This window comes from Streptomyces sp. NPDC104381 (assembly GCF_055583745.1).
This window is the reverse complement of record NZ_JBVJNK010000003.1, coordinates 699,716-718,151: the sequence shown is the minus strand read 5'-3', so window position 1 is coordinate 718,151 and position 18,436 is coordinate 699,716. Positions and strand designations below refer to the sequence as shown.

General features: G+C 73.5%; 15 protein-coding genes and 1 pseudogene. 9 read left to right on the top strand and 7 right to left on the bottom strand.

Annotation, left to right across the window (positions count from 1 at the left end):
• Nucleotides 1–126: 126 nt before the first annotated feature.
• Nucleotides 127–1,401 (top strand): molybdopterin-dependent oxidoreductase, encoded by a 1,275-nt coding sequence (locus ACZ607_RS12620; RefSeq protein WP_469734561.1) that lies wholly within the window; start codon nt 127–129, stop codon nt 1,399–1,401.
• A gap of 310 nt (nt 1,402–1,711) precedes the next feature.
• Here the strand turns inward: ACZ607_RS12620 and ACZ607_RS12615 are convergent, their stop codons facing one another.
• Genes ACZ607_RS12615 through ACZ607_RS12605 form a run of 3 tightly spaced genes read right to left on the bottom strand, consistent with a single transcriptional unit; the run spans nt 1,712 to nt 3,866 of the window.
• Nucleotides 1,712–2,485, bottom strand: coding sequence for a class I SAM-dependent methyltransferase (locus tag ACZ607_RS12615; RefSeq protein WP_469734559.1), 774 nt, complete (start codon nt 2,483–2,485; stop codon nt 1,712–1,714).
• On the bottom strand, nt 2,482–3,141 hold the full coding sequence (locus ACZ607_RS12610; protein WP_469734557.1) for a TIGR04282 family arsenosugar biosynthesis glycosyltransferase: 660 nt from the start codon (nt 3,139–3,141) through the stop codon (nt 2,482–2,484). Before ACZ607_RS12610 ends, ACZ607_RS12615 begins: the two co-directional genes overlap by 4 nt.
• Nucleotides 3,138–3,866 carry a glycosyltransferase family 2 protein gene (locus ACZ607_RS12605; RefSeq protein ID WP_469734555.1) on the bottom strand — a complete coding sequence of 243 codons (729 nt, stop codon included), beginning with the start codon at nt 3,864–3,866 and terminating at the stop codon, nt 3,138–3,140. Before ACZ607_RS12605 ends, ACZ607_RS12610 begins: the two co-directional genes overlap by 4 nt.
• A 125-nt stretch (nt 3,867–3,991) precedes the next feature.
• Between ACZ607_RS12605 and ACZ607_RS12600 the strand changes: the two genes are divergently transcribed.
• A complete protein-coding gene (locus ACZ607_RS12600) occupies nt 3,992–4,762 on the top strand; it encodes a response regulator transcription factor (protein ID WP_469734553.1) in 771 nt (256 codons plus the stop codon).
• A 4-nt stretch (nt 4,763–4,766) separates the two neighbouring features.
• Nucleotides 4,767–5,879, top strand: coding sequence for a sensor histidine kinase (locus ACZ607_RS12595; RefSeq protein WP_469734551.1), 1,113 nt, complete (start codon nt 4,767–4,769; stop codon nt 5,877–5,879).
• A gap of 10 nt (nt 5,880–5,889) precedes the next feature.
• Here ACZ607_RS12595 and ACZ607_RS12590 read toward each other — a convergent pair whose 3' ends face one another.
• Complete coding sequence (locus ACZ607_RS12590; RefSeq protein ID WP_469734549.1) at nt 5,890–6,990, bottom strand: NAD-dependent epimerase/dehydratase family protein; 1,101 nt, start codon at nt 6,988–6,990, stop codon at nt 5,890–5,892.
• Nucleotides 6,991–7,284: 294 nt separating this feature from the next.
• On the opposite strand from ACZ607_RS12590, the gene dhaK reads away from it, so the two are divergent.
• The 3 genes from dhaK (at nt 7,285) to ACZ607_RS12575 (ending at nt 9,417) form a co-directional block, all read left to right on the top strand.
• Entirely contained in the window at nt 7,285–8,277 is a 993-nt protein-coding gene (dhaK, locus tag ACZ607_RS12585) for a dihydroxyacetone kinase subunit DhaK (RefSeq protein ID WP_469734547.1), read from the top strand.
• Between the two features lie 115 nt (nt 8,278–8,392).
• The gene (dhaL, locus tag ACZ607_RS12580) at nt 8,393–9,010 is read left to right on the top strand and encodes a dihydroxyacetone kinase subunit DhaL (protein ID WP_469734545.1); all 618 of its coding nucleotides are present in this window, start codon (nt 8,393–8,395) and stop codon (nt 9,008–9,010) included.
• On the top strand, nt 9,007–9,417 hold the full coding sequence (locus tag ACZ607_RS12575) for a PTS-dependent dihydroxyacetone kinase phosphotransferase subunit DhaM (protein WP_469734543.1): 411 nt from the start codon (nt 9,007–9,009) through the stop codon (nt 9,415–9,417). The genes dhaL and ACZ607_RS12575 overlap by 4 nt, the downstream gene beginning before the upstream one ends.
• Before the next feature lie 59 nt (nt 9,418–9,476).
• Here ACZ607_RS12575 and ACZ607_RS12570 read toward each other — a convergent pair.
• Nucleotides 9,477–10,271, bottom strand: a pseudogene (locus ACZ607_RS12570) (GH12 family glycosyl hydrolase domain-containing protein); the annotation flags it as partial.
• A 215-nt stretch (nt 10,272–10,486) separates the two neighbouring features.
• A complete protein-coding gene (locus ACZ607_RS12565; RefSeq protein ID WP_469734541.1) occupies nt 10,487–13,978 on the bottom strand; it encodes a phosphodiester glycosidase family protein in 3,492 nt (1,163 codons plus the stop codon).
• Nucleotides 13,979–14,391: 413 nt separating this feature from the next.
• Between ACZ607_RS12565 and ACZ607_RS12560 the strand changes: the two genes are divergently transcribed.
• Complete coding sequence (locus ACZ607_RS12560) at nt 14,392–15,684, top strand: sialidase family protein (RefSeq protein WP_469734539.1); 1,293 nt, start codon at nt 14,392–14,394, stop codon at nt 15,682–15,684.
• Between the two features lie 52 nt (nt 15,685–15,736).
• Here ACZ607_RS12560 and ACZ607_RS12555 read toward each other — a convergent pair whose 3' ends face one another.
• Nucleotides 15,737–16,768 carry an alcohol dehydrogenase catalytic domain-containing protein gene (locus ACZ607_RS12555; protein WP_469734537.1) on the bottom strand — a complete coding sequence of 344 codons (1,032 nt, stop codon included), beginning with the start codon at nt 16,766–16,768 and terminating at the stop codon, nt 15,737–15,739.
• A 347-nt stretch (nt 16,769–17,115) separates the two neighbouring features.
• Between ACZ607_RS12555 and ACZ607_RS12550 the strand changes: the two genes are divergently transcribed.
• Entirely contained in the window at nt 17,116–17,700 is a 585-nt protein-coding gene (locus ACZ607_RS12550; protein WP_469734535.1) for an Rv1733c family protein, read from the top strand.
• A gap of 55 nt (nt 17,701–17,755) precedes the next feature.
• Complete coding sequence (locus ACZ607_RS12545) at nt 17,756–18,409, top strand: CBS domain-containing protein (RefSeq protein WP_469734533.1); 654 nt, start codon at nt 17,756–17,758, stop codon at nt 18,407–18,409.
• Nucleotides 18,410–18,436 lie beyond the last annotated feature (27 nt).

Genomic DNA, 18,436 nt, shown 5'->3' with positions numbered 1-18,436 from the left:
GCGACGCCGCCGTGTCACACAACGGTCAGATTCCGTGACGGGTGATCCCCCGCGCACCGCCGGCGTCAGACTTCCGTCAGGAGTCGTTCACCCCGGGGAGGGGCATCCGCGGCATAACGTCGGCACATGCGTGACAGACGTCAGCGAAACGGTGCACAGCTCCCCTCCCCCGGTCTCCCTCTTCCCACCCGGCCGGCCTTCTGGCGCAGTCCGGTGCGCGGGGTCCGGTTCACGGCCGCACTCGGTCTCGTGCTCCTCGCGGGCATCACACTGCTGTTCGTCACCGGCCTCCTGTCGTACGCGGCGTACAACCCGGATCTCGCCGCGGTGAACGACAAGACCCCGGCCAAGGGGTGGCTGGGCTTCTACCTGTTCGACTGGCCCACCGGTCCGCACTGGCTGTACCGGCTGACCCAGGGGGTCCACGTCACCCTCGGCATCGTCCTGGTCCCGGTCCTGCTGGCCAAGCTGTGGTCGGTGGTCCCCAGGCTCTTCGCACTGCCGCCGGCGCGGTCGGCGGGGCACGCCCTGGAGCGCCTGTCGCTGCTGCTGCTCGTGGGAGGCGGGCTCTTCGAGTTCGTGACGGGGCTGCTCAACATCCAGTTGGAGTATCTGTTCCCCGGGTCGTTCTACCCCCTGCACTTCTACGGGGCCTGGGTCTTCTTCGCCGCGTTCCTCGCCCACACCTGTCTGAAGCTGCCCCGGGCGCTGCGGATCCTGCGCCACGGTCTTCCCGGGGCGGGGAGCGACGAACTCGCCTCACCGGATCCCGCGACGCCGACCGTCTCCCGGCGCGGCGCCCTGGCGGTCGTGGGGGCGGGGTCGCTGCTGCTCCTGCTGACGTCCGCGGGCCGGAGCTTCGACGGCGTGCTGCGGCGGACCGCGCTGCTGACCCCGCGCGGGGGTGCCGAGCCCGGCTCGGGGCCCAACGGCTTCCAGATCAACAAGACGGCCGCGAAGGTGGGCATCGTTCCGGCCGAGACGGGGGAACGGTGGCGGCTCACGGTGGCCGGGCCGGCCGGGGAGATCCGGCTGTCCCGGGCGGAGCTCCTGGCCATGGACCAGCACAGCGCGGCGCTGCCCATCGCCTGTGTCGAGGGCTGGTCGACGTCCGACCAGTGGTGGCGCGGGGTCCGTCTGTGCGATCTCGCCACGCTCGCGGGCTTCCCCGACGGCCGTCCGCCGGGGGTGCTGGTGGAGTCCCTCCAGCGGAGCGGGCCGTTCCGGAGGGTGGCGCTCAGGGACAACCAGGTACGCGACCCCCGTTCGCTGCTGGCGCTGGGCGTCAACGGCGAGCCGCTGTCACCGGATCACGGCTATCCGGCACGGGTCATCGTGCCGGCGGCCCCCGGAGTGATGAACACCAAATGGGTGAGCCGTCTGACGTTCGGAGAGCTGTGATGCGGATGCTGCGTCGCTGGTACGGGGAGGGGCCGCTGCACCTGTTGCTGATGGCCGCGTCGTTCGCCCTCGCGGGGTACGCGGGGGTGCGGCTGCTCGACGGGGACACGTTCATGATCCTGGTGTGGTTCGTGGGCGCCGCGCTCGTGCACGACCTGGTGCTGGTGCCGCTGTACTCGGCGGCGGACCGGGCCCTGCGCATTCCCCCGGCCCGGCGGCCGTCGCTGGTGAACTTCGTACGCGTACCGCTGTTCCTGTCCGGACTGCTGCTGCTGATGTGGTTCCCCCTGATCACGCGTCAGGCGGAGCGCTACGAGCCCGCGAGCGGGTTGTCCCCCGACAGGTTCCTGGGGAACTGGCTGCTGATCACGGCCGCGCTGTTCGCCGTGTCGGCGCTCTGGCTGGTCGTGCGGACCGTCCGGGCGCGGCGCAGGGCGAGGAACGGGCGGCCGTCCGCCTCCCACTGATCGACGGGTTCCCAGTCCTCCGAACGGGCGTACCCGAGCAGGGCGGAGACCCCGGCACGGGCCCAGAGGAAGTGCGGCGCACCGGTGGGCCCCCGGCCGTCGTCGAGGCGTACCTGGACCTGTTCGTCCACCTCGTGGGGCGCGGCCTCCGTGATGAGCAGGCCCCCGGGTGCCAGGACGGCGCCGACCCGGCGGAGCAGGGCCTGCGGGTCCCCGCCGATGCCGATGTTGCCGTCGATGAGCAGGGCGGTTCCCCAGCGGCCTTCCCCGGGCAGCGGCTCGAACACGCTGCGGCGGAGCGCCGGTCCACCGATCCGCTGGGTGCGTCCGATGGCTGCCTCGCTCACATCGATCCCCAGCGCGCGGTGTCCACGGGCGGCCAGCGCGGCCACCAGCCGTCCGGGGCCGCAGCCGATGTCGATGACCGCCCCCTCGCTGCGGCGGAGTGCCGACAGGTCGGCGGCGTCGGCCTCCGCGCACCAGCGTTCGACGTCCAGCGGCAGGAGCCACCCGTCCTTCCGGCGCAGGAAGAGCGGGCCGCGGCCCCTGCTGAGCGCACGGGCGTACGGATCGGTCGCCCAGGCGGCGGGGCCCGCCGGTGGCAGGGTCGTGCTCATCGGACCACCGCCCGGCCCAGGCGGGAGAGGACCGCGGCGAACCGACTGCCGGGCGCGTCGGCGGCGACGCGCAGCGCGTCGTCGGCGGTGTCCACGTCGCGCAGCGGCGGCAGGTCGCGCACGGTGAGGCCCGCTCCCGTCAGGCGCGCACGCTGGATGCCGCCCGTTCCGGGGAGGGACATCGGCACGCCCCGGACGAGGGCGGGGTCGGGCTCGGCCAGGCCGAGGGCCCAGAAGCCCCCGTCCTCGGCCGGCCCGAACCAGGCGTCGCAGCCGTCCCAGCCGCCGGGGGAGAGCGCGGGGGCGAGCAGGGCCGGGGTGATCTGGGGCGTGTCCATCCCGATGAGGAGGGCGGGTCCGGTACAGGTCCCGAACGCCGCAGCGATGCGCCGGTCGAGGGTGCCCTCGCCCTGCGGCCGCACGTCGAAGCCCTGCGGCATCCAGGGGCCGGGACGCCCTTCGAGCACCAGGACCCGTCGCAGCGCGGGCAGGGTGAGCACGGTCCTGAGGGTGTCCTCGAGCGCCGCGGCGGCGAGTTCGGCGGCCTCGGCGGGGCTGAACGGCGGTGTGAGCCGGGTCTTGACCCGGCCGGGAACGGGCTCCTTGGCGATGACCAGCACCGTGGTCGCCCCGGTGGGGGCCGTCTTCCCGCTCATCGGGACGCCTCCGCCCTGACGCCGCGCGGGGCCGCCGGCGGCTGGCGCAGCACGGCGCGCATGTCCCGTACGGCGTGCCAGGTCCCCCGCCAGGTCCCGGTGACCTTGGACCTGCCGGTCCGGGGGTGGTACGGCACGTCGGTCTCGGCGACGCGCAGTCCGGCGTCCGAGGCGCGCACCACCATCTGCAGCGGATAGCCGCTGCGACGGTCCGTCAGGTCGAGTGCGAGCAGGGCCTCGCGGCGCACGGCCCGCATCGGTCCGAGGTCGGTCAGCCGGAGGCCGGTACGGCGGCGGAGCATTCCGGACAGGGCGATGTTGCCCAGTCGGGCGTGCAGGGGCCACGCACCGCGGGTCGTGGGCCGGCGGCGGCCCAGGAGCAGGTCGCTCTCGCCCTCGGCGATCCTGCGCACGAAGCCGGGGAGCAGCGCGGGGTCGAGCGAGCCGTCGCAGTCGCAGAAGCAGACGTACTCCGCGTCGGAGGCGAGCAGCCCCGCGTGGCAGGCGGAGCCGAAGCCGCGGCGGGGTTCGTGCACGACGGTGGCGCCGAGCGAGCGGGCGAGGTCCGCCGAGCCGTCGGTGGACCCGTTGTCGACGACGATGGCCCGCCACCCGTCGGGTACACGGGCCAGCACCCGGGGCAGGGCCTCCGCCTCGTCGAGGCAGGGCAGAACGATGTCGGCGCGGGGGGAGCCGGCGGGATCAGCCGGTGAAGGGTGGGTCACATCGATCACCCTACGGAGAGAAAACCGGCATTTCGGTCTTCGGGTTCTTACGAAACGTGGACGTCGACCGTGTGGCGGCCCGGGGACCGTACGTCCGGACGGCCGGTGGTGCCACAGTTGCCCCCATGCGGAACATCTCCTCCCCTCCCGGCCACCGCGCCGCGTCACCGACCGGCCGCGGCGACGGCGTGTCGCACGGTCGTGTGCTCGTCGTGGACGACGATCCGACGGTCGTGGAGGTCGCGGCGGGATATCTGGAACGCGCGGGGTACGACGTCGACCGGGCGGACGACGGGCCGGCGGCACTGGAACGCTTCGCGGCTCACCGGCCCGATCTGGTGGTGCTCGACCTGATGCTGCCCGGCATGGACGGCTTCGAGGTGTGCCGCCGGATGCGCGCCCACGGGCCGGTGCCCGTCATCATGCTCACCGCCCGGGGGGACGAGGAGGACAGGATCCTCGGGCTGGAGACCGGCGCGGACGACTACGTGACCAAACCCTTCAGCCCGCGCGAGCTGGTGCTGCGTGTGGAGTCGGTCCTGCGCCGGGGCCGGCGTGCCGAGGCGGGCGCACCCGCCGCACTCGGCGGAGCGGGGCTGCGACTGGAGCCGCTCGCCCGCCGGGCGACCCGTGACGGCAGGGACCTCGCCCTCACACTCCGGGAGTTCGACCTCCTCGCGTTCTTCCTCACCCACCCGGGCCAGGTCTTCGCCCGTGAGGAGCTGATGCGGGAGGTCTGGGGATGGGACTTCGGCGATCTGTCGACGGTGACGGTGCACGTACGCCGGCTGCGCGGCAAGGTCGAGGCCGACCCCGCCCGGCCCGCGCTGATCAGGACGGTGTGGGGCGTGGGGTACCGCCTGGATCTGCCGTACGACGACATCCCCGGGAGCTGAGCACATGGCCGACCTCCTCCTCATCGCCTTCCTCGCCTTTCTCGGCGCCGCCGCGGCCGGGCTGCTGGGCGCCCTGGCCCTGCGGCTGCTCCGGCAGCGCCCGCTGGTGGTCTCCCTGACCGTCGTCGCCGCGGTGGCCGTGACCGCGATGCTGGCCGGGACCCTGACCGTGGCCTGGGCGATGTTCCTCTCTCCGCACGATCTGACGGTGGTGACGACCGTGGTCGCCATGGCCGCCGCGGTGTCCCTCGCGACCGCGATGCTGCTGGGCCGCTGGGTGGCCGCCAGGAGCCGGGACCTGACGCTGGCCGCGCGTTCGTTCGGCGAAGGCGGGAGGTTCGCGGCGCCGGAGGGTCAGGCCACCGCGGAACTCGCCGAGCTGACCCGTGAACTGGCGGCCACCAGCGCGAAGCTGGAGATGTCCAGGGAGCGCGAGCGTGCCCTGGAGCGATCGCGCAGGGAGCTCGTCGCATGGATCTCGCACGATCTCCGGACCCCGCTGACCGGGCTCCGCGCCATGTCCGAGGCGCTGGAGGACGGCATGGCCGTGGACTCGGGCCGCTATCTGCGGCAGATGCGCCGGGAGGTGGAGCGTATGAACGACATGGTCGGTGATCTCTTCGAACTCTCCCGGATCCACGCCGGGTCGCTCACGCTGGCACCCGCCCGGGTGTCCTCCCACGACCTGGTCGGCGACGCGCTCGCCGGGGCCCATCCGCTGGCTCGTGAGCACGGGGTCCGGCTGATCGGCGACCGGGTCGACTCCGTGCCGGTGGAGGTCGACAGCAAGGAGATGAGCCGGGTCCTCGGCAACCTCCTGATCAACGCGATCCGGCGTACGCCCGCCGACGGCACGGTCTCGATGGCCGCACAGCGCTCGCCCGACGGTCTCGTGCTCTCGGTGACCGACGGGTGCGGCGGCATTCCCGAGGACGAGCTGACGCGCGTGTTCGACACGGGGTGGAGGGGCAGCCCGGCCCGTACGCCGCCGGCGGGCGCGGGCCTCGGACTCGCCATCGTCCGAGGCATCGTCGAGGCGCACTCCGGCCGCGCGGACGTGCGGAACGTGGCCGGTGGCTGCTGCTTCGAGGTCACCCTTCCGGCAGCACCGGGCTGAGGCCGGACCGCTACCGGTCCCCCGCCGCGCCCGGTCCCCCGGAACTCCGCAGGGGTGCCTCGGCGAACTCCCGCATCCCCTGCGCGAACCCCGTCCCCGGCTTCCAGCCGAGCTCATCGCGCAGGCGCCGCGAATCCCCGGTCACATGGCGGACGTCCCCGAGCCGGTACTCACCGGTGACGACGGGGTCGGGACCGCCGTGGGCCGAGGACAGGGCCCAGGCCATCTCTCCGATGGTGTGCGGTGTGCCGCTTCCCGTGTTGTAGGCGTCGAAGGTGCCCGGTTCCCGCTCCCCCAGCGCCGCGAGCGCCACGGCGTTGGCCGTCGCCACGTCCCGTACGTGGACGAAGTCACGGCGCTGGCCGCCGTCCTCGAACACCTGGGGGGCCTCGCCACGGGCCAGGGCCGACCGGAAGTAGGACGCGACACCGGCGTACGGGGTGTCCCTGGGCATCCCCGGGCCGTACACGTTGTGGTAGCGCAGCGCGACGGCCCGGCCGCCCGTCGCGCGGGTCCAGGCGGCGGCGAGGTGCTCCTGTGCGAGCTTGGTCGCCGCGTAGACGTTGCGCGGATCGCCGGGTGCCTCTTCGGTGACCAGGCCGGGCACCAGTTCCGCGCCGCACTGCGGGCAGTGCGGTTCGAAGCGGCCGGCGTCGAGGTCGGCCACGGCTCGCGGGCCGGGCCTGACGGTGCCGTGCCGGGGGCAGTCGTAGCGCCCTTCGCCGTAGACGACCATCGAGCCGGCGAGCACCAGGTCGCGGACGCCGGCGGCGGCCATCGCGGCGAGCAGCACCGCGGTGCCGAGGTCGTTGCAGCCGACGTACTCGGGCGCGTCCGCGAAGTCCTTTCCGAGGCCGACCATCGCCGCCTGGTGGCAGACGGCGTCGACCCCGCGGAGCGCTCCGTCCACCGCCTCACGGTCCCGTACGTCCGCGACGACCGTACGGACCCCCGGCGGGAGGTCGCCGGACGCCGGGGCGTCGGAGCCGGCCGGTCCGTGGGCGGACGGCAGCAGTGCGTCGAGGACCACCGGCTCGTGCCCGCCGGAGGCGAGGGTCCTGACGATGTACGACCCGATGAAACCGGCTCCGCCGGTGACCAGTACACGCATGGCCGCCACGCTAGGCGGCCCGGCGGCGGGAGAGGTCGTGCGGCGCGCCCACGTCACGGGGACGTAAGACCCCGGGAGCCGGATGGCCCTGTGTGGCCCTGCGCGCTCCACCCGGCCGGGCGGTGTGTGCGGGCGGTCCGCGACGGTTCCGGCCGTGTCCTTCGACGCGTCGCTTCCCGATCACCCCGGTCTCTTCGATACTGGGTGCCGAACGACCTGCGACCGGAGGACAGGATCCACGCCTACGGCCGGGCAGCGCCAGCGGCCCGCCGTCGCTCTTCTCAGGAGGAACCGTTGCGCATGCTCATCAACGTGCCGGAGACCGTCGTCGCGGACGGCCTGCGCGGAATGGCCGCCGCCCACCCGGAACTCGTCGTGGACGCCGAGAACCGTCTCGTCGTCCGGCACGACGCCCCGGTGGCCGGGAAGGTGGGACTGGTGTCCGGCGGGGGTTCCGGGCACGAGCCGCTGCACGCGGGGTTCGTCGGCCCCGGGATGCTGTCCGCCGCCTGTCCGGGTGAGGTCTTCACCTCGCCGGTGCCCGACCAGATGGTCCGGGCGGCAGCCGCCGTCGACAGCGGCGCGGGCGTGCTGTTCATCGTGAAGAACTACACGGGCGACGTGCTGAACTTCGACATGGCCGCCGAACTCGCCGAGGACGAGGGCGTCCAGGTCGCCAAGGTCCTGGTCGACGACGACGTGGCGGTGGCCGACAGCACCTTCACCGCCGGCCGGCGTGGCACGGGGGCGACGCTGTTCGTCGAGAAGCTGGCCGGTGCCCTCGCCGACGAGGGGGCGCCGCTGGAGCGGGTGGAGTCCATGGCCCGGCGCGTGAACGAGTCCTCGCGCAGCTTCGGGGTGGCGCTCAGCTCCGTCACCACTCCGGCGAAGGGCACGCCGACGTTCGATCTTCCCCCGGGTGAACTGGAGTTGGGGATCGGCATCCACGGCGAGCCGGGCCGGGAGCGCCGGCCGATGATGACGTCCGGGGAGATCGCCGATGTCGCGGTCCACGCGGTGCTGGAGGACCTGCGGCCCACCGGCCCCGTGCTGGTGCTGGTCAACGGGATGGGCGCGACACCGCTGCTGGAGCTGTACGGGTTCAACGCCGAGGTGCAGCGGGTGCTGGCGGAGCGGGGTGTCGCGGTGGCTCGTACGCTGGTGGGCAACTATGTGACGTCGCTCGACATGGCGGGCTGCTCGGTGACGCTCTGTCAGGTGGACGAGGAGATGGTGCGGCTCTGGGACGCGCCCGTGCAGACGCCCGCGCTCCGCTGGGGCCGGTGAGCGGTCCTCCCCCCGTGCGCGCGGACCTGCCGCCGCGCGCGCACTTCCCGCCGTGCGCCGGACCGCCCGCCGTGCGTCCGGCCTTTCCACCCGTGTGTGAGGAACAGGAGACCTTGTGCTCGACACCGATTTCTTCCGTCGCTGGATGGCCGCCACCGCCGCCGCCGTCGACCGTGAGGCGGACCGGCTGACCGATCTCGACGCCGCGATCGGGGACGCCGACCACGGGAGCAACATGCGGCGGGGTTTCACCGCGGTCGTCGACGTCCTCGACAAGGAGGCCCCCGCCACACCGGGGGCCGTGCTGACCCTGGCCGGCCGCCATCTGATCTCCACCGTCGGCGGGGCGTCCGGGCCGCTGTACGGGACGCTGCTGCGCCGTACGGGGAAGGCGCTGGGCGACGCGCCGGAGGTGACCCCGGACCAGCTGGCGGAGGCCCTCGGGGCGGGGGTCGCCGCGGTGGCGCAGCTCGGCGGGGCGCAGGCCGGTGACAAGACGATGCTCGACGCGCTGCTGCCGGCCGTCGAGGTGCTGGGCTCCTCGTTCGGGGAGGCCCGTGACGCGGCGCTGGCCGGTGCTCTGGCGACCGTGCCGCTGCGGGCGCGCAAGGGCAGGGCCAGTTATATGGGCGAGCGCAGCATCGGGCACCAGGACCCGGGGGCCGCCTCCGCGGCGCTGCTGGTGGGGGCGCTCACCGAGGCCGAGGAAACGGGCGCCGGAGGCGACGCATGAGCGACGAGAAGCAGGTCGGGATAGTGCTGGTCTCGCACAGCGGCCCGGTGGCGGAGGCCGTCGTCGAGCTGGCCAGGGGCTTGGCGGCGGGGGGTGCGACGGCTCCCGTGGCGGCGGCCGGGGGCACCTCGGCCGGAGGCCTGGGCACGAGCGCGGAGCTGATCGCCGAGGCGGCGAGGACGGTCGACAGGGGCGCCGGGGTGGCGCTGCTGGTGGACCTCGGGAGCGCGGTGCTCACCGTGAAGTCCATGCTGGCGGAGGGTGATGAGCTGCCCGAGGGTTCGCGGCTGGTGGACGCGCCCTTCGTCGAGGGCGCGGTGGCCGCGCTGGTGACGGCGTCGGCCGGGGGCGACCTGGACACCGTGGAGGCGGCGGCCACGGACGCGTACGGCTACCGGAAGGCATGAGGTGCCGCGCCGGCCGCCCCCGTAGGGAGGAGCGGCCGGCGCGGGACGGGTCAGGCCGGGCCGGCGGCGCCGGACCGGGTCTCCACGGACGAGGAGAAGGAGCTGACGGCGAGCCCCGCTCCGCCCTGCCACGGCTCGAACCCGGCCTGGACGCTGGTGAGGTACCAGGAGGGCTGGGCCATGCCCCGGTTCACGGTCTCGTCGACGAAGTCCATGACGTCGAAGCTCCAGCTGTCGATCGCGGAGGGGGCCAGGAACGAGATCACGTCGTTGCCGCCGTTGTTGCCCGTCCACACCTCCCAGTCGCGTCCGCCGACCGTGACGTGCCCGGTCGGCGAGCCGATCGGCTGGACCGGGCCCACCCGGTTGAACCAGATCATGATCTCGGTGCTGTTCACGCCGTCGGTACGGGGCGTGGGGTCGAGCCAGATGTCGTAGGCCGCGTCGTAGACCGCGTTGTCGACGTACCGGTAGGAGATGCTGCTCGGCGCCCTGTCGATCGAGCTGAGCTGCGCCGGGAGCCGGGTCCCCGGTGAACAGTTCGTGTAGTGGCAGCCGTCGAAGACGGACGGGTAGGACTTGGGGGCCCCGTTCGTCGGTACCGAGCCGTCGGCGCGGGTCAGGTCGAAGCCGTTCGCCGTCACGTTGACGCACTGCTCCTCGGCGATGCCCCAGCGGTTGTTCTGCACCACGTACCGGCCCTGGACGACGGCCGAACCGTACTGCTCGCAGAGCTGGGTGTCCGCGTGCACGGGCGAGGTGGTGAGGGCGAGGGCCGCGCACGAGGCCAGTGCCACGCAGAGCACGGCGGCCTTGGTCCGTAACGACCGGAGAAAGCGGATGGGGCTCTTCATGATGTCCCTTCGGTGGGGGGGCCGAGGTCCCGGGAAGGACCGCGGCAGGGCCAGACGGGAGCGCTCCCACTCCATTCCAGCGTGGAACCTAGGGGGCGGGTGGGACCGGGCGCAAGGGCCGGTCACCGACGAGTTTCCGGCACTTGCCGCGCGCCGGGACGCCGTACGGCTCCCGGGCGTGGGTGCCCGGGAGCCGTACGGGAGGTGACGGTACGTCAGGCTGCGGGCGCCGCCGCCCCCGCCGCGATCCGGATCCGTACCTGCCGGGTCACGCCGTTGACGGTCACCGCGAGCGTGACTGCTCCGGGCCGCAGAGCGGTGAGGGTGCCGGTGGCCGGATCCAGCACGGCGATGTGGTGCCGGCGGGCTCCGTCCGCGTCCCCGATGCGGACGTTCGGCGAACCGGTCCAGTCCGCGCTGAGCGGGAAGGCCACCGGCACGGTCCGGGTGCCCTGGGCGACCTGCGCGCTCACCTTCGTCCGCTCCCCCGCGACGAGCGTGGAGGGGGCGTCGAGGGCCAGCTCGTCGACGTGCGCGCGGGTCTGCGCGGAGACCCAGTCGGGCCCGCCCCGCCACGGCTGCCTGCGTGCCGTCGCCTGTTCGCCGGGGGTGACGCGGTCGGCGCCGATCAGGGACCAGCCGGTGAATCCGCCCTGGTCCGCGGGGCCCGCCGGTGCCTTGCCGGAGTTCCCGTTGACCAGGTAGGGGACTCCGTCCACGTGCGAGGCGTGGAAGACCCCGACGTGGCTGCCGACGAGGGCCGCGCCCTTGCCGGTCGTACGGCGGAAGTCCGCGAGCCACTGTTCGAGGAGGGCGGCCTCCTTGCGGTCGCTCAGCTGGCTGCCCTTCTGCACGGTCGGATCGCGCGGCGGCACGTGCTCGATCAGCATCACGGAGCCGACGGAGCGGTCCCTCGCCGCCGCGTCCAGCTGGGCCCGCACCTCCTTGATCTGGGCGAGGCCGCCACCGCGCAGGCTGAGGCTCGACGTGTCGAGCGTGACGAACCGGGTGCCCCGGTGGTCGAACGTCCGTCGGGCGGGACCGAACTGTGTGATGAAGTTGTCGATCTTCCCGCCCATCACCTCGTGGTTGCCCGGCACGTAGTACCAGGGCAGCGCGTCGCCGAGTTCCTCGTCGAGGACCTGGCGGGCGAAGGCCAGGTCGGCCGGGGACCCCTCGTCGACGAGGTCGCCGTTGACCACCAGGAAGTCGGGCCGGGCCGCCTTGATCTCACGCAGGGTGCGGCGGGCCTGCCGGACGATGTCGCTGTCCGGTTCGCGTGCGACGAACTGGGCGTCCGACATCACGGCGAACTGCCAGTCGCGCCCCTCGGTGACGGCGGCGGGGTCGATCAACGGGTCGGCGGGCGCGACCTGTTCGGGAAGCTCGACGGTGGGCGGCACCTGGGCGGTCAGGTCGTCGATGACGATCTCGCCGGTGTACTGCCGGGCCGCGGCCGTCTCGGCGAGGTAGAAACGGGACACCGTCAGCGGCATCGCCGCGCCGGGCGGCACGGCGAAGGTGACCTGCCGCCAGCCGGTCCAGGTGATGTACGGCCCCCGCAGCAGCTGGTCGGAGCCGGCGGCGTCCTTGAGGTGCAGGGTCGGCCAGGCACCGTTGCCGTCCCCCTTGATCCGGAGCGTGTACGCCTGTGGCTGGCCCGGTACGGCGACGGGCTGCGGCGGGGCCGCGTAGGCGGCGCGCGTGGCCGTCGACCGGGTGAAGTCGTAGGTGAGCCGGAGGCCGGTGCCGGTGTGCCCGTCCGGGGTCGCCCCGAGCGAGCCGTCGGCGCGGGCCTGGCTGAACTTCCAGGATCCGGCGTCCTCGAAGTCCGACACGCCCTGCTCCGTGAGGCCGACGCTCACCGCGAGGACGGTGCTGACGCCGGCCACGGTGGCCTTGATCCGGCCTGCCCCGTCCCCGGTGAGGGAAGTGACGGTGAAGGAGCCCCGGCCGTCGTCGTCGATGTCGAACAGCGTGTGGTCGTAGTCGAGCGTGATGTCCTGCGGCTCCACGGGAGCGCTCGCACCGTGGGCGTCGAGTCCCACGATGCCGAAGCTGCCGGTGGCGTCCTTGTCCGCCAGGCCGACGCGCGCGGTGGTGGCGCTGATCCGGGCCAGCCGGTCGAGCACGGTGAGCCGGGTGGAGCCGTGGGCGCCGGCGCGTTCCGCCCTGACGTCGGTCGTGCCGCCGCGGCGGGCGGTGAACGTGCCCCGGGAGTCGACGCTGCCGACCGACGTGTCGACGGCGCGCCAGCGCGGGGTGCCGGCGGCGGGTCCGTACGTCTCGTCGTATCCGGCCGCGGTGAGCTTCCGGGTCAGGCCGGGGAAGACCCGCTCGGGACGGCCGCCGGCCACCGGGTCGTCGCCGGGGGCGGCACCGGGCGGCGTACGGGTCTCCACCCAGAACCCTTCGAGCCGCCCGCTGCCGTCGGGGGCGGTCAGGGCCAGGCCGTTGGGGACCGTGCGCTCGCTGCCGTCGGAGGGGCTGTTCTCGACCTGGAGCACGTCGCTGCCGGGCTCACGGGCGACAAGTGTCGACGAGCCCCCGCCGTCGAGGTTCAGGGCGCTGTACGCACCCGCCCCGCGCATCATCTCGCCCAGCTCGGTGAGGGTGACGCCGCCGCTGTCGGCCTGGCGTCCGTCGACGGTGATGACCTGCATGGTCCGGCCGTCCCGGGAGAACCCGACGGCGGTGCGCGGCGCGGCGGTGTTGTTGCCCTCGCCGTCGTGGTTCTGCGCCACTCCGTCGACGACGAGCAGCTCACGGCCGCCCACGGCGGTGCGGGGCACGGTTCCGCCGTCGGGGCGTGCCCGGTAGGTCATGTCGACCGGGTCCCCCGGCTCCAGAGCGGTCAGCAGGGCCGCCCCGGCCTCCCGGCCGACGAGGACCACGGTGCCCTCGGGAACGGGCCCCGAGCCGGGGGTGCCCGACACGGAGACCACCGTGCCGTCGCGCACGACGGCCTCGGCGACGGGCTTCGCGTCGTCGACGGTCAGGGCGCGGTCGGCGCTCCCCCAGGCGGATGTGTAGGCGCCCACGCCCTGGGCGGGCACGTTCGCCGCGTTGTACGCGGCGAGGGGGTGCGTGCCCGACGGGAGGGTGAGGGTGCCGTCGAAGTACAGCTCCAGGACCCGGCCGGCGTTCCCCGGCCCGATGCCCACCGCCCGGTTGACGCCCGGGGCCGGGGAGTGGACGGCCCGGCCGTTCCGCACACCGGGGCCCTGGGGAGCCCCCGTCTCGTTGATGTCGAAGAAGTCCGCGTTGATCGCGGCGATGGTACGGCGCCCCTTCCCCGGATCGTGCCCGGCCGCCAGTTCGGAGACCGTGTGCCGGTCCGCGACCTTGCCCGAGGAGAGGTAGTCGGCGCGCACTCCGCTGCCGTCCAGATCGACGGAGAGGTTGTCGACCCGTAGCCACTTGTCGGACTCCAGGCGGTCGTACGAGTCCAGACGCACGCCCGGGGCGACGGGGCGGGACGCGCGGGCGGTCTCGATGCCGTCGCCGTCCACCACGGATCCCGCTCCGCCGGACGGGCCGCCGGCGGCCGGCGGGGCGACGGGTCTGAGGATCTCGGCGGTGGTGTGCGGGCGGGGGTCCGGGGTCGAGTCGGCTGCTGCGGGGGCGACGGCCCCGGCCGTCGTCGCCGCCACGGTGGCCAGCAGCACGAGTGGCCGCAGGGTGGAGCGGAATCTGCCAGGGCCCACAAATCCTCCTGGTGCGGAGCTGGTTGCGCGCGGAAAGCGCTGTCGGCGGACAGCATGACCGTGCCCGGTGGGAGGCGCCAGAGGACAACGGGGACATCAGGAGGAACAGCGTGCGGCGAGGGAGTGACCCCGTACGGACGAGCGGGAGCGTCCCAACCTCCGGCGGTGGGCCGGGGCGTCGACGCACCGCGGGGCGTGGACCGGACCGTCGACGCGCCACGGGGTGTGGAGACCGGTCGTGCGGCGGCCGCCGGCCCGGACCACGGAGGCGTGGGGTGCTCGTCACGGCTGACGCGGCGCCAGGTCCGTTCCATGTCCTCCGTGTCCGAGGACTGACGTCCCGTCTATTTACATCGATGTACATCCGGCTCTAGCCTGACGCGCAATCCACCTGCCCCGGAAGGAACACGACCGTGATCCTGTCTCTTTCGCATGCCTTCGGCCGGCGCCGCGGCGCCGGCCCCGACCAGAGTCCCGGCGGTCGCCGCAGGCCCGGCCGTCGGTCCGCCGGCCGCCGCACACAGGTCCTCGTACTGGCCCTGACCGGCGTACTCGGCCTGCTGCTGACCACCTCGGCCACCGCCACGGCAACCGGCACCGGCACGGCCGGTGTGTCCTCCGCCCTGGCCACCGGGACCCCGTTGCGGGACGGTACGGCCCTGTATCCGCGGGCCATCCGCCTGGCCCACAACGGGTCGGCCAACGGGCGTGTCCTGGCGAGCGTCGTCAGCTTCGACGGCAACAACGGCATCGGCGCCATTCACGAGAGCACGGACTCGGGGGCGACCTTCCACGAGGTCGGCAGGGTCACCGACCCGGAGTCGGCGGCCGGCCAGGGCCTCTGCTGCACCACCCTGTTCGAACTGCCGCAGCAGGTGGGCGCGCTGCGGGCCGGCACGCTGCTGTGGGCGTCCTCCGCCGGCCAGGACGAGACCGACCGCCGTATGGCGCTGCGGATCTGGCGGAGCGACGACATAGGAGCCAGCTGGTCCTACCTGTCCTCGTGCGCGGTCGCGGGCGGGACGGGCGGCCTGTGGGAGCCGGAGTTCTCGGTGGCCGCCGACGGTGCGCTGGTCTGCCACTACGCCGATGAGACCGACCCCGCGCACAGCCAGAAGCTCGTCGCGGCGCGCAGCTACGACGGAGTGCACTGGGAGGGGCACCACAACGTCGTGGCGAGCGGCTGGGAGCCCGACCGGCCGGGTATGCCCGTGGTCCGCCGACTGCCGAACGGCACCTACTTCATGAGTTACGAGATCTGCAATCCCGGCGGGCAGTACCAGTGCGTGGTGCACTACCGGACGTCCGCCGACGGCTGGAACTGGGGAGACCCGGCCGGGCTGGGCATCCGGCCCGAGACCGCCGACGGCCGGTACTTCCGCGCCGCTCCCACCATCGCCTGGGCGCCCGCTCCGGGCGGCGGATCCGACGGACGCATCCTGCTGGTCGGGCAGCGCCTGCTGAACCGGGACGGCACGCCCGCCGCAGGCAGCGGCCGTACGGTCCTGGTCAACTCGCAGAACGGCGCGGGGGCCTGGTCCGCGATCGCCGCGCCGGTGACCGTGCCGGACCCGGAGGTGAACTACTGCCAGAACTACAGCTCGCCGCTGCTGCCCTCGGCGGACGGCAGGCAGGTGCTGCAGATCGCCACCGACTTCGACGGGACGGTGTGCAGGGCGTACTTCGGGACGGGGAACCTGCCGTAGCGCGGCACGGGCGCGCTGCCCGGGGAGCGGGCGGGACTCTCGTCGCACGCCCCTACGCCGGCTGGAGAACCGTCCGCAGCGCGCCCGTGTCGACACCGGTGGCCAGGGCGTCGTAGGCCTCGGCCGTCCGGGCGAGGCCGAGCTCACCGGTGATGAGCCGCGAGAGGCGCTCCAGTTGCTGGGGCGTGAGCGTTTCGAGGAGCCAGTGCGTGGACGACGCGTCGACCTGGCCCGTACTGATGGTGACGTTCTTGCGCCACAGGTTCTCGAGGTGCAGGGTGACCGCGGAATCGTGCATGCCGATGTTGGCGATGTGGCCGCCGTCGCGCACGGCCCCGGTGCACAGGCTGAAGCTGTCGGGAGTTCCCGCCGCCTCGATGACCACGTCGGCGCCGGGGCCTTCCGACAGTTCCGCTATCAGCCGGCCGGGGAGCTCCGCGGCATCGGCTCCCAGACCGCCGGCGACCTCCAGGCGGCGGGGCGACAGGTCGACCGCGATGATCCTGGAAGGGCTGAACATCCCGGCGACGACCAGAGCGGCCAGGCCCACGGGGCCCGCGCCCACCACGACGACGACGGCACCGGGACCGACCTTCCCGTTGCGCACGCCGAGCTCGAAGGCGGCGGGCACCACTTCGGAGAACAGGACGGCTGTGCTCCTGTCCAGGGTGTAGGGAAGCTTGTGGGTCGAATGGTCCGCGAAGGGGACCCGGACGAGTTCCGCCTGGGTGCCGTTCACCTCGTGCCCCAGCAGCCACCCGCCACCCTGCGTGCACCGGCCGTACGCACCTTCCCTGCACGGCGGGCACTGACCGCAGGCGGAGATGGACGAGAGGATCACCTCGTCGCCCGGGACCACGGCGTGGACCTCGGGTCCGACGTCCACGATCTCGCCGACGGCCTCGTGTCCCAGGACCGTGCCGGGCCTCACCCCGCCGATCTCTCCCCGCAGGGTGTGCAGGTCGCCCGCGCAGACCGTGGCCGCCTCGACCCTCACGAGGGCGTCGGCAGGGTGCTCGATCCCCGGGTCGTCGACGGATTCCCAGCGTCCCTCGCCCGGGCCGTGGTAGACGAATGCGTGCACGGTGCTCACTCCCTCTCCGACGCCGGCCGACGGCTGGCCCGCAGCACTCCCAGTCTCCGTCCGTACGGCGCCCCCTTCGAAAGACGGAGGGGGTAGTCCTCCGGGACATCCGGTCCCCCTCCCGGCGGGCACGGGGCGATTCCCCTGCCGGCGAAGACGTGGACGAGGGACCGGTCGGCCCTCCCCGATGCGTCGGACGGCCCTTCTGCGCCCGCGCGGGAGTGCGGAGACTCGGTAGGGAGGCGACCGGCCCCCGGATCCCGGGCGGAGGCGGATGACCGCTGTCGCGGAACGGGGCACCGGGGCGGCCGCCGAGACCGGACCATGGCCCGAAAGGCTGTGCACCCATGTCCGCTGCGATCGGAAGCCGGCGGTGGCGAACGCATCCCCTGCGCCGGGGGATCGACGTCATCGAGGTACGGCTGTTCCTCGTCCTCTCCGTCCTGGTTCTCGTCTGTGCCTCGGCGATCGGTGTGGCACACGGCTGGGCCGCCCTGGATCGCGAACGGTCGGTCGCCGCCGAACAGCGGGCCGACCGGCATCTCGTACGCGCCCTGGTCCTGCGGAACGCCGCCACGTCGTCGCCCTGGTCGGACGAGTCGGGCCGTTCCGCACGCGTCCAGGTGCCGGTCCGCTGGACCGATGCCGACGGCGGCCGAGTCACGGGGAAGGCGATGGTCGCCCCGGGCACCGAGCGTGGGGAGCGGACGGACGTGTGGCTGGATCACCGGGGCCGTGTCACGACCGCGCCCGCCGGGGACCGGGAGGCCTGGGCGGAGGCGCTGGTGGCGGGCGGCGGGATCGCGGCCGTCACCGTGGGCGCCGGGGTGGTGGCCGGGCTGGGGATCCGGGTCATGTGCAACCGGCGGCGTACGGCCGACTGGGAGACGGAGTGGAGCAGAGTGGAACCGGAATGGAGCCGACGTGTCTGAGTCCCGACCGGCGACGCGGGGCGGGCCCGCGTCCGCCCCGCCAGGAGAGCCCGTGATGACGACCTCACCCCACACCGTGAGCGATCTGATGACCAGGGCCGCGGTCGCCGTGGGCGGCCGGGCCTCGTACAAGGACATCGTCTCCCTCATGCACCAGTGGAAGGTGAGCGCGCTGCCCGTGCTCGCGGGCGACGGGCGTGTCGTCGGGGTGGTCTCGGAGGCGGACCTCCTGCCCAAGGAGGAGAACCGTCCCACCGCCGGATCCGTACCGGGTGACCCGCCGTTCGCGGACATCGCGAAGGCCGACGCCCTGTACGCGGAGCAGCTCATGTCGAGCCCCGCCGTCACCGTGCACGCGGACGCCACCGTGGCCGAAGCGGCCCGGATCATGGCGCGGCGGCGCGTCAAGCGCCTGCCGGTGGTCGACAGCGGCGGACTCCTGCGGGGTGTCATCAGCAGGGGTGACCTGCTGAAGGTCTTCCTGCGCTCCGACGACGACATCGCCGCCGAGGCACGCACCGTGCTCTCCGGGCTCCCAGCCGCCTCCGGCATCGACGTACGGGTGTCCGACGGAGTGGTGACCCTGGGCGGTGCCCTCTCCGACCGGGCGCTGGTCCCGCTCGTCGCTCGCGCGGTACGGGCGGTGGAGGGCGTCGTGGACATCCGCCTCGACCTGGGCCCGGGGAGGCCGTCCGACGCCGGAGCGTGATCCCCAGCGGGGTGGGTTCAGGCGGAT